Source organism: Pseudomonas sp. LRF_L74 (assembly GCF_965644255.1).
In the GTDB taxonomy this organism is placed as follows: Bacteria; Pseudomonadota; Gammaproteobacteria; order Pseudomonadales; family Pseudomonadaceae; genus Aquipseudomonas.
Map to the genome: position 1 here is coordinate 174,469 of NZ_CBFFRH010000003.1, position 14,568 is coordinate 189,036.

Annotated in this window: 13 protein-coding genes; 8 read left to right on the plus strand and 5 right to left on the minus strand. The window is 63.0% G+C overall.

Features of this window, described 5'->3' with window-relative positions:
• Positions 1–18 precede the first annotated feature (18 nt).
• From ACSZPK_RS09420 to ACSZPK_RS09435, 4 genes are read right to left on the minus strand one after another with little or no spacing between them, the layout of a single operon-like run.
• Positions 19–1,338 (minus strand): hypothetical protein, encoded by a 1,320-nt coding sequence (locus ACSZPK_RS09420; protein WP_437881195.1) that lies wholly within the window; start codon positions 1,336–1,338, stop codon positions 19–21.
• A 34-nt stretch (positions 1,339–1,372) separates the two neighbouring features.
• Positions 1,373–1,762 carry a nuclear transport factor 2 family protein gene (locus ACSZPK_RS09425; protein WP_437881196.1) on the minus strand — a complete coding sequence of 130 codons (390 nt, stop codon included), beginning with the start codon at positions 1,760–1,762 and terminating at the stop codon, positions 1,373–1,375.
• Between the two features lie 51 nt (positions 1,763–1,813).
• Positions 1,814–3,115 carry an NAD(P)/FAD-dependent oxidoreductase gene (locus ACSZPK_RS09430; protein ID WP_437881197.1) on the minus strand — a complete coding sequence of 434 codons (1,302 nt, stop codon included), beginning with the start codon at positions 3,113–3,115 and terminating at the stop codon, positions 1,814–1,816.
• A 33-nt stretch (positions 3,116–3,148) separates the two neighbouring features.
• Positions 3,149–4,567, minus strand: coding sequence for an APC family permease (locus tag ACSZPK_RS09435; RefSeq protein ID WP_437881198.1), 1,419 nt, complete (start codon positions 4,565–4,567; stop codon positions 3,149–3,151).
• A gap of 300 nt (positions 4,568–4,867) precedes the next feature.
• On the opposite strand from ACSZPK_RS09435, the gene feaR reads away from it, so the two are divergent.
• Positions 4,868–5,809 (plus strand): transcriptional regulator FeaR, encoded by a 942-nt coding sequence (gene feaR / locus ACSZPK_RS09440; RefSeq protein ID WP_437881199.1) that lies wholly within the window; start codon positions 4,868–4,870, stop codon positions 5,807–5,809.
• 148 nt (positions 5,810–5,957) lie between these two features.
• Here feaR and ACSZPK_RS09445 read toward each other — a convergent pair whose 3' ends face one another.
• Entirely contained in the window at positions 5,958–6,245 is a 288-nt protein-coding gene (locus ACSZPK_RS09445; protein ID WP_437881200.1) for a DUF1330 domain-containing protein, read from the minus strand.
• Between the two features lie 73 nt (positions 6,246–6,318).
• Between ACSZPK_RS09445 and ribBA the strand changes: the two genes are divergently transcribed.
• The 7 genes from ribBA (at position 6,319) to ACSZPK_RS09480 (ending at position 14,449) form a co-directional block, all read left to right on the plus strand.
• Positions 6,319–7,428 (plus strand): bifunctional 3,4-dihydroxy-2-butanone-4-phosphate synthase/GTP cyclohydrolase II, encoded by a 1,110-nt coding sequence (gene ribBA, locus ACSZPK_RS09450; protein WP_437881201.1) that lies wholly within the window; start codon positions 6,319–6,321, stop codon positions 7,426–7,428.
• A 284-nt stretch (positions 7,429–7,712) separates the two neighbouring features.
• Positions 7,713–8,738: an ABC transporter substrate-binding protein gene (locus ACSZPK_RS09455; RefSeq protein WP_437881202.1), complete on the plus strand. Its 1,026-nt coding sequence runs from the start codon at positions 7,713–7,715 to the stop codon at positions 8,736–8,738.
• Positions 8,738–9,661 (plus strand): ABC transporter permease, encoded by a 924-nt coding sequence (locus ACSZPK_RS09460; RefSeq protein ID WP_437881203.1) that lies wholly within the window; start codon positions 8,738–8,740, stop codon positions 9,659–9,661. The genes ACSZPK_RS09455 and ACSZPK_RS09460 overlap by 1 nt, the downstream gene beginning before the upstream one ends.
• Before the next feature lie 6 nt (positions 9,662–9,667).
• Entirely contained in the window at positions 9,668–10,477 is an 810-nt protein-coding gene (locus tag ACSZPK_RS09465; protein WP_437881204.1) for an ABC transporter permease, read from the plus strand.
• A 19-nt stretch (positions 10,478–10,496) separates the two neighbouring features.
• The gene (locus ACSZPK_RS09470; protein WP_437881205.1) at positions 10,497–11,636 is read left to right on the plus strand and encodes an ABC transporter ATP-binding protein; all 1,140 of its coding nucleotides are present in this window, start codon (positions 10,497–10,499) and stop codon (positions 11,634–11,636) included.
• Positions 11,637–11,923: 287 nt separating this feature from the next.
• Positions 11,924–12,937, plus strand: a complete 1,014-nt coding sequence (locus ACSZPK_RS09475) for an ABC transporter substrate-binding protein (protein WP_437881206.1) — start codon at positions 11,924–11,926, stop codon at positions 12,935–12,937.
• Between the two features lie 468 nt (positions 12,938–13,405).
• Complete coding sequence (locus ACSZPK_RS09480; RefSeq protein ID WP_437881207.1) at positions 13,406–14,449, plus strand: LLM class flavin-dependent oxidoreductase; 1,044 nt, start codon at positions 13,406–13,408, stop codon at positions 14,447–14,449.
• The last annotated feature ends 119 nt before the right edge of the window (positions 14,450–14,568 follow it).

Here is a 14,568-nt window from a genome sequence, read left to right on the forward strand (position 1 = left end):
ACACGCCACTGCTTCTATTCAGTAGGCCCACACCAGCAGCATCTGCGCGTACAGGTTGCCGCGATCATTGCCGAGCTGGCTGCCGCCATCGTCCACGCTACGCCGGGGTTTGTAGTAGCCGACCAGCGGCAGCACGCTCCAGTGCTCATCGACCACCCATTCGGCATAGACATCCAGTTCACGGCCGTCGCGATTGCCCAGGCTCTCGTCGAGGGTAGCGAAGGTGTAGAACAGCGCGCCAACGCCAAGCTGTTCGCTCAACGAAGCCTTGAGACCGATATGGTTGACCACCGTATTGGTGTTGAACGGCCCGGCGTAGTTGGCGGCGACTTCGCCCTGGAACCAGGTGCCCAGCGCCCTTCCGTTGCCGTAGAACAGCGGATCGTAGCCTTCCGAGAAACGGCTGTAGCGATAGTTGACGCTCGGCTTGCCCGGCAGTTCGCTGAAGGTCCATCCCGCCTCCAGGTACCAGGCGCTTTCCTTGCCGGAGTCCTTGCTTTCCCAGGCATGCTCGGCGGCCAGGAACAGGTCGCTCACACCGGCGTTGCCCTGGGCCCGTACGCTGTACTGCTTCATGCCCTTGCGCTCGGGCGCGAGCAGCTCGGCGAGGCGGCTGTCGGTATCGAGCACCTTCAGGTAGGTCAGACCGACAGTGCCAGCATCGGCCACGTGCTCGAGGGTGCCGAGCGCCACTTCCGGCTCGGCCTGCACCCGGTTGTCCGACTTCAGCCACATCAGGTCGCCGCGCCAGCCCTGCTCGCCGCCCAGGCGCAGGATCGCCGTCTGGTCGAACGCCTTGCGCCCGGTCAGGTAGTAGGCGCCGCCTCGGTTGACTTCGCCATCGAGCAAACCCTTGCCGATATTCAGCGCATCGCCGGAAACCAGGAAGCCATCGCCGACCACCACGTTCTGGCGGCCGAACGACAGGTCGATGCCGTTCTCGCCCAGCAGCGGGAACAGCCCGGCGGAACGCCAGCCGAGGTAGGCATTCTCGATCTTGCTGGTGCGCTCGTCGCCGAGGGTCCAGCCGGCGGCATCGCCATCGCCGAAACTCGCGCTGCTGACCCAGTCCAGGGCGCCATAGGCCTGACCAAGCCCGGCACGGCCATGCTTGAATTCGATACCGTACTGCAGCGTGGCCTCCTGCCAATCGACACTGCCGGCCTCGCGGGCGCCGGTCTGTGCATAGCTCTCGCGGCTATGGAACACGCCGGCGGCGCCCAGCAGCTTCGCGCTGACCTCACTGTCGCTGTCCTGGTACAAGGTCACGGCGCCGGCCCAGGGTGACAGGGCCAGCGATAGCCAAAGGGACGCCTGGATTTGTTGTTTTCGCATCATGACGATCTCTCAGTGGTTGAAGGTGCGTTGTCGATCAGGCGGGAATCTCGCCCTCGGCATACATGTCGGCGACGATGCGCCAACCGCTGTCGCCAAGCGCCCAGACGAACAGGCTCTTCATCGCGAAGGCCTCGCCTTGCAGCGGCAACACGCGCCAGGTCACCCAGGTGTAGGCCGCGCTATCACCCAGCGCGCTCAAGCGATCGATGCGGATCGACGCGCCACGGGAGTCGCCGACCAGCGCCACGATCAGCTCGCGCAGTTGCTCGGCGCCGCTGTAGAGCGCGTCGCTACCAGCGCCGGTGATTTCCGTGTTCTCGGTGTACAGCTCACGCACGATGGCGTCGGCATCGCGGCGTTGCCACAGGTCTTGCAGCAGGTCCAGGCGTGCTTGCAACGCCGATTTCAAGGCAGCAGAAGGCATGATCGAATCCTCATGGTCGATGGAGAAAAGTGACGGGGTGAAACGGATGAATCAGCGCCTGCCGTTGCGATAGCCGGCGAGCTGGTGGCTGACCTTGCCCAGGGTGCAGATCAGGTTGCGCAAGCTGTCCTTGGCCGGAATGCGCGTGCGGGGAATCGCACTCATCACATCCCAGTGGCGTGAACCCGTGGTCATGCCGTCGGCCACGACCTGGCTGACCACATGGCTGGGCGTCACGCCGAAACCGGAGTAGCCCTGGACGAAATAGGCATTGGGCCGGCCCGGCAAGGTGCCAATCTGCGGGAACAGGTTCGCCGTGCACTCCATCGGACCGCCCCAGGCCAGGTCGATCTTCACGTCGGCCAGGTAGGGGAACACCTTGAGCATCAGGTCGCGGTTCCACCTCTTCAGGTCATTGGGGATGTACTCCAGCGCGCGGGTCGCCGAACCGAACAACAGGCGGTTCTCGTTGGTCACCCGGTAGTACTCGATCACCGGGCGGATGTCGCTGAAGGCGCCGCGGATCGGGCTGATCTGCTCGATCAGGGCATTCGGCAGCGGCTCGGTGACCAACTGGAAGGCGTACGTGCTGATCATGGTCCTGTGCAACTCCGGTTCGAGCCGGTCGAGAAAGGCGCCGCAGGACCAGAGGATCTTCTTCGCCCGTACCGAGCCCTTGGCGGTACGCAGGACGATGGTCTCGCCGTAGCTCACCTCCAGCACCGGGGTGTTCTCGAAGATGCGCCCGCCCAGGCCGACCAGGGCCTTGGCCGAACCGAGCAGCATGTTCAGCGAGTGGATGTGGCCGTTGCCCATGTGCTTGAGGGCACAGCTGTAGACATCCGAGCCGACGATGTCGCGCACCGCGCTGCCTTCCAGATAAGCCACTTCGTGCTCCGGGTTGAGTTGCTTGAACTCTTTCTCCCAGGCCTGCAGCAACTTGCCCTGGCGGGCATTGAAGCCCAGGTAGCCGTAACCGTGGCGGAAATCCGCATCGATACCGTACTTGGCGATGCGCGACTGGATGATCGACGAACCGAGGTCGCTGATCTCGAAGATCGCCTGCAAGCCGGCGTCACCGACGCTCTTGCGGATTTTCTCCAGGTCGTGGCCGATGCCCGCCATGACATGGCCGCCGTTACGCCCGGAACCGCCGAAGCCCAGGTAGCGCGCCTCCAGCAGGACGATATCGGTCACGCCGCGCTCGGCCAGTTCGAGGGCCGTGTTGACCCCGGAAAAACCACCGCCGATGACCACTACTTCGGCCTCCAGATCCTGCTCCAGATCGGGGAATTTCAGGTCGTACTTGCGCGTGGCGGTGTAATAGGTAGTGGGGGTTTCGACGGACAGCATGGGGTCACCTTGTTTTTATCGGGATGGAACGGCTCACTGGGAAACTGTACGCGGGCCAGACGGCCTGTCCTGCAGGCGGCGGATCGCATAGAGCACCAGGGAGAGCAAGAGAATGCCGATGCCGGTGGCCACTTCTTTCAGGCCGCCATAGCCAGCCAGTTCCGCCGAGGCGGTGCCGACGATCACCACCAGGGCGGTGAATGCGCTCAGCGCCCAGGCGACGACAATCCAGCCTCGCCCCAGGCGTACCGGGCGCACGGCGTCGGGCACATCGCGGCGTAGCAGGAGGAAACCGGACAAGGCGAAGAAAATCGCCACCAGGTAACCGATATTGGCCGTCACCAGCATGGCCAGCGGCGAAGACAGGAGGAAGATCATCGCCAGGTTCAACAGCACCGCGACAGTCATGCAGCGCCCCGGAACCTGGTGCTTGTTGAGCACGCCCAACTGGCGGATGGTCAGGCCTTCCAGGGCCATGCCATACAATGCCCGCGAGCCGTCGGCCAACGCCGCATTGAGGCCCATGAACAGACCGACCAGCAGCGCCGCGACGAAGAAATCGCTGAAACCGTCGCCCACCACCGCATTGAAGGCCTCGATATAGAAACCGCTGGGGTTGGCCATCGCCGTCTCGCTATCGACCATGCCGCCGAGGCCGAAAGCGACCGCGGCGAACACCGCCACCGTGTAGCCGCCGGAGGTCAGCAAGGCCAGGCGCATGTCGCGCTGGCTGCGGTATTCAGGGCCGAAGGCCGCGCACATCTCGGTACCGTAGGCACTCCAGCTGACCAGGAACAGCCAGACCAGCGCCGTCCGCCAGAAGCTCCAGTCCAGGCTCAGCGGCTCGGCCAGGGCATGGCGAAAGCGCTCGACGCTCCAGCCATCGCCGAACAGTGGCGCCACCGCCAGCACCAGGATCGGCACCAGCAACAGCGCGCCCATGTATTTGGAAACGGAGGCCGCCATGTGCACGCCCAGGCGGTTGAACTGCCAGAACACCAGCAACAGACCCGCGCCGATCAGTTGCGCCAGGCCGACGTTCAAAGGGCCAGCGCTGTAGCTCCAGGTCTGCCCGGCGAACCATTGCGCCTGGATTAGCGCCCCGGCACTGACGCTGACGATCGACAGCACCGCCGACCAGCCCAGCCAATAACCGAAGGACGCCAGCGGGCCGACCAGGGTGCAGCGCCTGCGCCAGCCTTCGGTGGCTATCATGGCGATGCCGCCAGGCTTGTCCGGGAACATCGCCGTGACTTCGAGAAAAATCCAGTTCTGGCAGGCGCCGATGGCCGCCGAGCCCACCCACAGCGCCAGTGCGCCAACCGGCCCGAGCACCCCGAGGGCGAAGCCGAAGGAAGCGAAGATCGAACCGGATACCGCCATCGAGATGGCGAAGGCATCGGTCCAGCGCAGGGTTTGTTGCAGGTGCTGACTGCTGTTCTTGTTGTCCATGGCGGTACTACGCAGAAGTGGAAGTGAGCCTCGATTAAATGCCCTCCTCACCCGCCCGACCATTGTTCACCGTGCCAATCGCTTGAATCGTAGCGCCAGCCCGGCCACTGGCAGCGATACCCTTGAAAAAACCATTAACATATTAGTAAATAGCCGACAGCCGGATTCGAGCGAGCCCGGATAACAACAAAAAATGGCCGGGAGCAATTTTTGACGTCGCTTGCGACGGCCCGAAGGGGGCCGCCAAGGACGGCAGGCCACAAAAAAACATCAGCAGCGACTGCCGGATCGAGGTGAGCGATGAATCACGCTCTGCATCACGAGTATCTGTTTCAGGGCCGCGAAGGTTTTGAAGTCTGGCACGGCAATCTCGCGTCCAACTGCGGCACCTTCCATGTCGAGCCGCCCATGGATGTCAGCATCAACGCCTTCCAGGGCGCGGTGACCTCGGTGGACGCCGAACGCTGCCTGGTACAAGGCGCGCGCATCACCAGCAACTGCTCCCACGTCCACCGTTCGCAACGCGACATCCAGGGCGATGACCAGGACTTCTTCTACCTGGTGCTGCAACTGAACGGGGAAGCGCTCAGTTGCCAGTCAGGCATGCAGACCCGATTGCACGCTGGCGACCTGGTGCTACTGGATGTCGCGCAGCCAAGCGACTTCTATTTCCAGGGACTGAGCGACCAGGTCTCGGTCATCCTGCCACGCTGCGAGCTGCTGCAACGCTTGCAAACACAACGCCTGCGGCTCAATCAGCGCATCGACGCGGGCACCTCCATCGGCGCACTGAGCGCGATGCTGGTCAATCGGCTGGTGACCGACACCACACTCGCCAAGGTCGAATCCATTGCCGTGATGGACGCGGTCCTCGCCCTGCTCAAACCGGTCCTGGCTGCGCATGGCAACGACAAGCAAGAAACCCCGCCACCGGTGATCCTGGTCAAGGCCAAGGCCATCATCGAACGTCACCTGGCTGACGAAAACCTGTGCCCGGAGCAGATCGCCAGCGAGGCCGGCACCTCGGTACGCAGCCTGCACCGGCTGTTCGCCCAGTTCGACATGAGCGTCGGCCGCTACATCCTCGAACGACGCCTGCAGCGTTGTGCCGACAGCATTCAACGCAGCGACCTGAAGATCAGCCATATCGCCGTGAGCTGGGGCTTCAAGGACCTCAGCCACTTCTCGCGAGCGTTCAAACAGCGCTTCGACAGATCGCCAAGCGAGTATCGCCAGCGCTAGGGTCTGTTGCCGTTTCGTCGCGACCGCGCCGGAGCCAGGGTGAGGCGAAACTTGTCCAGCGCCTCACCAATGACGTGCCACTAATATCTGTCCGGGCCGGGAGCGAGCGCTAAAGCCAGCGGCCTTGGCCTCGCGCGCAGTCGCAACCTCACACCCCCTCGACGATGATCACCTCGGCCCGGGCCACGCCCTGGCGATGGCTGCAGGCTTCCTGGTACTGCTCGGAGCGATAGCAGGCCACAGCCTGTTCATAGGAAGGAAACTCGATCACCACGCTGCGTTGTGGTGTCGGGCGTCCTTCCATCGCTTCCGACTTTCCGCCCCGGGCAAGCAGCGTACCGCCGAATGCCACGAAGGCGGCCGGCGCACGGCTGGTGTATTCGCTGTATTGCTGCGGGTCGGTCACGTCGACATGGGCGATCCAATAAGCTTTCATCTGTGTGCCTCCTTTTCTTAAATTACGTATTACGGTATACCAGAACACTTACTGATGATAGCGAGACACTCCCATGCCATTCCATCCCGTCAGCGAGCTCATCGAGGATTTCCGCCAAGGCAAGATGGTCTTGCTGGTCGATGACGAGGACCGCGAGAACGAAGGCGACCTGCTGCTGCCCGCAGAGTTCTGCACGCCCCAGGCGATCAATTTCATGGCCCGCGAAGCCCGTGGCCTGATCTGCCTGACCCTGACCGACGAGCATTGCCTGCGCCTGGGCCTGGAGCAGATGGTGCCCAGCAACGGCAGCGTGTTTTCCACCGCCTTCACCGTCTCCATCGAGGCCGCGAGCGGTATCACCACCGGCATTTCCGCCGCCGACCGCTCGCATACCGTGCTGGCCGCGGTAGCCCCCGGAGCGACAGCCGCCGACCTGGTACAACCGGGCCATATTTTCCCGCTGCGGGCCAAGGAAGGTGGCGTGCTGACCCGCGCCGGGCACACGGAAGCAGGTTGCGACCTGGCCCGCCTCGCCGGCCTGACGCCGGCGGCGGTGATCGTCGAGGTGATGAACGAAGACGGCAGCATGGCCCGCCGCCCGGATCTGGAAGCCTTCGCCGCGCGGCACGGCATCAAGATCGGCACCATCGCCGACCTCATCCAGTACCGCCTCAGCACCGAACACACCATCACCCGCATCGGCGAGCGCGAGCTGCCCACCGTGCACGGCGAGTTCCGCCTGATCACCTATGAAGACCGTATCGCCGGCGGCGTGCACATGGCCATGGTGATGGGCAACATCGACCGCGAACGCCCTACCCTGGCACGCGTGCATGCCATCGACCCGCTGCGCGATCTGGTTGGCGCGGAATACACCGGTCCGCGCAGCTGGACCCTGTGGGCGGCGCTGGAACGCATCGCCGCCGAGGGCGAAGGCGTGGTGGTGGTACTGGCCAACCACGAGTCATCCCAGGCGCTGCTCGAACGGGTGCCGCAATTGACCCAACCGAAAAAGCCATTTACCCGCCCCCAATCACGGGTCTATTCCGAAGTCGGGACGGGCGCACAGATCTTGCAGGACATTGGCGTAGGCAAATTGCGTCACCTCGGTCCACCACTCAAATACGCCGGCCTGACGGGTTACGACCTGGAAGTGGTGGAAAGCGTGCCATTCGAAGGCTGAAAACAGGGAAGAAAACCGGCAGGAAAAGCCTGTCGGCTTGCTCCCCTGAAAAGAAAAAACCCTCTAGATCGCGCATTTCCAAGGAGAGACAAGAGACCCCTTGCACAAAGTTTGGAATACCATAATATGACATCCCTAGGCCGCACAATTTACCGGAAACCCGCAAGGGATAGCGCCAATAACAGTCTCCGGTACGGCCACCATTATCGATCCATTGGATCCACTGCTCCGTAGGCGGGCAAACCGGCCCGCTTGCTACAACCAAAACAATGAGGGCAAGCAAGATGGTGTTAAGCAAACGTGTTACTTCAGTGCTCGCCGCCGGCATCCTGGCCACCGCCGTCACCACGGCAATGGCCGCCGAAAGCGTGAACTTCGTAAGTTGGGGAGGAACCACCCAGGACGCGCAGAAAGAAGCCTGGGCCGATCCGTTCACCGAGGCCAGCGGCATCACCGTCGTGCAGGACGGTCCAACCGACTACGGCAAGCTCAAGGCCATGGTCGAAAGCGGCAACGTACAGTGGGACGTGGTCGACGTCGAAGCCGACTTCGCCCTGCGTGCCGCCAGCGAAGGCTTGCTCGAACCGCTGGACTTCAGCCAGATCAAGCGCGACAAGATCGACCCGCGCTTCGTGTCCGACCACGGCGTCGGCTCCTTCTACTTCTCCTTCGTCCTGGGCTACAACCAGAACCGCCTCGGCAAGGCCCAGCCGCAGGACTGGAGCGCGTTGTTCGACACCGCCACCTACCCTGGCAAGCGCGCCCTGTACAAATGGCCGAGTCCCGGCGTGATCGAGCTGGCCCTGCTGGCTGACGGCGTCGCCGCCGACAAGCTCTACCCGCTGGACCTGGATCGCGCGTTCAAGAAACTCGACACCATCAAGAAAGACATCGTCTGGTGGGGCGGCGGCGCCCAGTCGCAGCAACTGCTGGCTTCCGGCGAAGCGAGCATCGGCCAGTTCTGGAACGGCCGCATCTTCGCCCTGCAGCAGGAAGGCGCCTCGGTTGGCGTGAGTTGGAAACAGAACCTGGTCATGGCCGACTTCCTCGTGGTACCGAAAGGCGCCAAGAACAAGGACGCGGCGATGAAGTTCCTGGCCCACAGCAGCAGTGCCGAAGGCCAGGCCGAGTTCGCCAACCTCACCGCTTACGCGCCGGTCAACGTCGACAGCGTCGGCAAGCTGGACAAGGACCTGGCCAACAGCCTGCCAACCGCCCATGCCGCCGACCAGATCACCCTCGACTACGCCTACTGGGCCAAGCACGGCGGTGAGATCGCAACACGCTGGAACGAGTGGCTGGTGAAATAATGAAAAGTAGCGCGCTTCGCCCGTCCGCAGCGCCGCAGGCAGGAGGCGCCTCGGGCGCCTCCTCGGCCGGTGGCCGCAGTGGCGAACACGCAGCGCGCTGGCGGGGTGCTCACTACCTGCTGCCGGCGCTGCTGTTCCTTGGGCTGTTCTTTATCGTTCCCCTGGTAAGCCTGCTGCTGCGCGGCGTGCTGGAGCCCGAGCCGGGCCTGGGCAACTACGCACAACTGTTCGCCAACTCGGCCTACTCCAAGGTGTTGCTCAACACCTTCGGGGTCGCCGCGCTGGTGACGCTGATCAGCCTGTTGCTCGGCTTTCCCCTGGCCTGGGCCATCACCCTGACGCCCAAGGGCTGGGGTCGCTGGTTGCTGAACATCGTCCTGCTGTCGATGTGGACGAGCCTGTTGGCGCGCACCTATTCCTGGCTGGTACTGCTGCAATCGTCCGGGGTCATCAACAAGTTCCTGATGGGCCTGGGCCTCATCGATCAGCCGCTGGAGATGGTGCACAACCTGACCGGCGTGGTGATCGGCATGAGCTACATCATGATTCCGTTCATCGTCCTGCCCCTGCAGGCGACCATGAACGCCATCGACCCGATGGTGCTGCAGGCGGGTTCCGTCTGTGGTGCGAGCCCTGCACGTAACTTCTTCAAGGTATTCCTGCCGCTGTGCCGTCCGGGGATTTTCTCTGGCGGGCTGATGGTGTTCGTCATGTCGCTCGGTTACTACGTGACCCCGGCCCTGCTCGGTGGCGCGCAGAACATGATGCTGCCGGAATTCATCATCCAGCAGGTGCAATCCTTCCTCAACTGGGGCCTGGCCAGCGCCGCCGCCGCGTTGCTGATCCTGATCACCCTGGTGTTGTTCTACGTCTACCTGAAGCTGCAGCCGGAATCGCCGGTGGCTTCGAGCACCGCGAGGTAAGCCGCCATGCTGCTGTCACCCAATGCCATGGGCCGTCCGCTGCGCTATGGCCTGTTCGCCACCACCGCGCTGATCGCCGTGTTCCTGCTGCTGCCGATCCTGTTCATCGTGCTGCTGTCGTTCGGCTCCTCGCAGTGGCTGGTCTTCCCGCCGCCGGGCTGGACCTTCAAGTGGTACGGGCAGTTCTTCTCCAACGCCCAGTGGATGGATTCCGCCTTGGTCAGCCTCAAGGTCGCGTTGCTCACTACCGTGGCCGCCGTGGCCATCGGCATGCCCAGCGCCTTCGCCCTGGTGCGTGGCAAGTTCCCGGGTCGGGAATTCCTCTACGCGCTGTTCACCATGCCGATGATCGTGCCGCTGGTGATCATCGCCGTGGCGGTCTACGCACTGTTCCTCAAGCTCGGCTACACCGGCACGCTGTTCGCCTTCGTGGTCAGCCACGTGATCGTCGCCCTGCCCTTCACCATCATCTCGATCATCAACTCGCTGAAGCTGTTCGACCAGTCGATCGAGGATGCCGCGGTGATCTGCGGTGCCTCGCGCCTGCAGGCGATCTTCAAGGTGACCTTCCCGGCGATTCGCCCTGGCCTGGTGGCCGGCGGCCTGTTCGCCTTCCTGGTGTCCTGGGACGAAGTGGTGTTGAGCGTAATGATGGCCAGCCCCGGCCTGCAGACCCTGCCGGTAAAAATGTGGACCACCCTGCGCCAGGACCTGACCCCCGTGATCGCCGTCGCCTCGACGCTGCTGATCGGTCTGTCCCTGCTGGTCATGGTCATCGCCGCCGTCCTGCGCCGGCGCAACGAAGTTCGCGCCTGAGCGCCGAGGAGAATCATCCATGAGTGCCGTAATCAACGAAAACCTGGCGCCGCAGACGCTGGTCAGCCTGCGCAACCTGAACAAGCACTACGGTGACTTCACCGCGGTCGACAACATTTCCCTCGATATCCAGGACGGCGAGTTCCTCACCTTCCTCGGCTCCAGCGGCTCGGGCAAGAGCACCACGCTGTCGATGCTGGCCGGCTTCGAGACGCCCAGTTCCGGGGAAATCCTGGTGTCGGGCAAATCGCTGGTCAACGTGCCGCCGCACAAGCGCGACATCGGCATGGTATTCCAGCGCTACTCGCTGTTCCCGCACCTCGACGTACGCGACAACATCGCCTTCCCCCTGGGTATTCGCAAGCAGAGTGCCGACGAGCAGAAGCGCAAGGTCGATGCGATGCTCAAGCTGGTGCAGCTAGAGCAGTTCGCCCATCGCCGCCCGGCGCAGATGTCCGGCGGCCAGCAACAGCGCGTGGCCATCGCCCGCGCCCTGGTCTACGAGCCACGCATCCTGCTGATGGACGAACCGCTCGGCGCCCTGGACAAGAAGCTGCGCGAAGACCTGCAGGACGAGTTGCGCCACCTGCATCGCCGCCTCGGCATCACCATCGTCTACGTCACCCATGACCAGGAAGAAGCCATGCGCCTGTCCCAGCGCATCGCCATCTTCAGTCACGGCAAGATCGTCGGCCTGGGCACCGGTTACGACCTCTACCAGAACCCGCCGAACGCCTTCGTCGCCTCGTTCCTCGGCAACTCCAACTTCCTCCGCGCCAAGGCTGCAGGCCACGCCGCCGTGCAGTTCGAGGAGCAGAGCCTGGCCATTACGCCAACGGGCAATCTGCAGAGCGGCCAGGATGTGCTGCTGATGCTGCGCCCGGAAAAAGCCCAGGTGCTGCTGCCGGAACAGGCCCAGCAGACACCGCTGCCGGCGGGTTGGAACGAGATCTCGGTGCAGGTCAGCGAAGTGGTGTTCCTCGGTGAAAGCCTGACCTGCAGCGTGATCACCAAGGGCGGCACGCGCCTGACCCTGAAGTCGCTGTCTGGCAGCCAACAGCCGCTGCAAGCTGGCGCTCATGCGCGAGTCCGCTGGGCGGCAAGCGATGCCTGCCTGTACGACACCTGGAACGAAAGCGACCTGAAGGTTCATCACTAGGGTCTGGGCTTGCCACCGACGCCCGGTAACACGGGTAACGCCCGTGCTACCGCGCTTCCCAGCCTCCCGAGCGCGCGCCAGAAGAACCGCTCTAGCGCGTATCCGTTCGATCTGGAGCGGATATTGCAATACGATAAGACGGCATACCAAAAACCATAACAGCCGCATCGAAGGAGCGTTTATCCAGAAGACATCGCACCGTGTCAGGGACGCCCGTGGTCGCGATGCACCGTTGTTGGACAGGCATGCCGTGTCTGCGGTTTTCTGGATACGAGGGAGTACGTTCCATGCGCAAAACCCTGTTGGCCATCCTGGCCATGCAGTTCTGCTTCAACGCCGCAGCTCTGGCTGCCGACGAAACCATCACCTTCACCAGTTGGGGCGGCACCACCCAGGCCGCCCAGACCGAAGCCTGGGCCGTGCCCTTCACCCAGGCCACGGGGATCACGGTCAAGCAGGCGGGACCGACCGACTATGCGACGTTCCGCCAGATGGTGGAAAGCGGCAACGTCACCTGGGATGTGGTCGATGTGGAGGCGGACTTCGCCCTGCGCGCCGGCCGCGAAGGACTGCTCGAACCCATGGACATGAAGCAGCTCGGCAAGCGCACCATCGACCCGCGCTTCGTCACCATCTATGGCGTGGGCTCGTTCTACTTTTCCTTCATTCTCGGCTACAACACCCAGCAAATCGGCAGTGCGCCAAGCGGTTGGAAAGACCTGTTCGACCTGCAGCGCTTCCCAGGCAAGCGCTCGCTATACAAATGGTCCAGTCCCGGCGTGCTGGAGATGGCCCTGCTCGCCGATGGCGTCGCCCCCAAGCAGCTTTATCCCCTCGACCTGGATCGGGCCTTCCGCAAACTGGACAGCATCAAGCCGAACATCATCTGGTGGGGCAGTGGCGATGAGTCACAGAAACAGCTCTCGTCCGGCGAGGCCAGCCTCGGCATGTTCTGGAATGGCCGTGTCCATGCGCTGCAAAGCGAAGGCGAGCCAGTGGGCATCAGTTGGCAGCAGAACCTGGTGACCGGCGATTTCCTGGTCATTCCGCGTGGCACCCCCAGGCTGGACGCCGCACGGCGCTTCCTCGCCCACGCCACCAGTCCGCAAGCACAGGCCGATTTCTCGGTGCGCACCGGCTACGCGCCGGTCAACCTGGAAAGTCCGGCCCTGGTGCCAGCCGCAGCAGCCGCGAGCCTTCCCAGCGCACATGCCGATAGCCAGATCACCCTCGACTTCAAGTACTGGGCGATCAATGGCGAGGTCATTGCCAAGCGCTGGGATGAGTGGCAGAAGCGCTAGGGATCTTGCAACGCAGTTAAGTCTTAACTGTCAGCGTTGAGGCATGAGCGGACGTCTGTAATTAGCCATGCAGAGCGGTGGACAAGCTTCGCGTTGTCCACCCTACGGACTGTAACGATGAGCGTTATTACGCGGTGTGTTTAGCCGTCATTCCCGCGAAGGCGGGAACCCAGAAACGTCTTTTTATTTGGGCTCCCGCCTTCGCGGGAGTGACGGTTAATAATCTTGATCGTCCGCCTTTACCTCACCCCAGCCATGCAAGTTGAAACCGCATCAACCTCTCGCCGCTATCCTTCCTCGATCTTCCCCACAGAAAAGCGCTTTGACTCCAAATGCCCCATGGCAAGCACGAATATTATGGTATACCATCAACCACACAATAATCGGCGTCGCCTGCGGCATCAGCCAGTCACCGCGCCCTACTGACCAGCCGAGTCCAGCAGGGCAGAAGAAATGAGGAATGCACCCATGAAATTCTCGTTGTTCGTCCACATGGAGCGTTATGACCAGGAGGTGAGTCACACCGAGCTCTTCGAGCAACTCACCGAACTGACGCTGATGGCCGAAGCAGGCGGTTTCAGCACCGTATGGGTTGGCGAACACCACGCCATGGAATACACCATCTCGCCAAGCCCGATGCCGATCCTGGCCTACCTGGCGGCACGCACCAGCACCATCCGCCTCGGTGCCGGCACCATCATCGCGCCGTTCTGGAACCCGATCCGCGTGGCGGGCGAATGTGCCCTGCTCGACGTGATCAGCAACGGTCGCATGGAGGTCGGCCTGGCGCGCGGTGCTTATCAATACGAATTCGATCGCATGGCTGGCGGCATGCCAGCCAGCGATGGCGGCAAATACCTGCGCGAAATGGTGCCGGTGGTCAAGGCGCTGTGGAAAGGCAACTACGCCCATGACGGCGAGCTCTGGAAATTCCCCAGCAGCACCTCGTCGCCGAAGCCGGTCCAGCAGCCCAACCCGCCGATGTGGATCGCTGCGCGCGACCCGGACTCGCACAACTTCGCGGTCGCCAATGGCTGCAACGTAATGGTCACGCCGCTGATGAAAGGCGACGAGGAAGTGGTCGACCTGAACAACAAGTTCAACACCGCCCTGGCCAACAACCCCGGCATCCCGCGCCCGCAACTGATGGTGCTGCGCCATACCCACGTACACCTGGCGGACGATCCGCAGGGCTGGAAAGTCGGTGCCGCCGCGATCTCGCGTTTCTACCGCACCTTCGATGCCTGGTTCGGCAACAAGATCACCCCGGTAGACGGCCTGCTCGACCCAAGCCCCGAGGAGAAATTCAAGGAGCGTCCGGAGTTCGAGCTGGAGAACATCCGCAAGAACACCATGATCGGCACGCCGGAAGAAGTCATCGCGCGCATCCGTCACTACCAGGAACTGGGTGTCGACGAGTTCAGCTTCTGGGCCGACAACAGCCTGCCCTACGCAGAGAAGAAGAAATCCCTGGAGCTGTTCATCAAGTACGTAGTGCCAGCCTTCCGCTGATCCCCGCGCCTTCCAGGAACCTGTCTTGCGGCGCCTCTCCAGGCACCGCGAGCGGTGTTGCCGCCGGGGCGTCGGCTTCGGTGCCGACCTGCATGCCTACGCCGGCACCGCCCATCCCT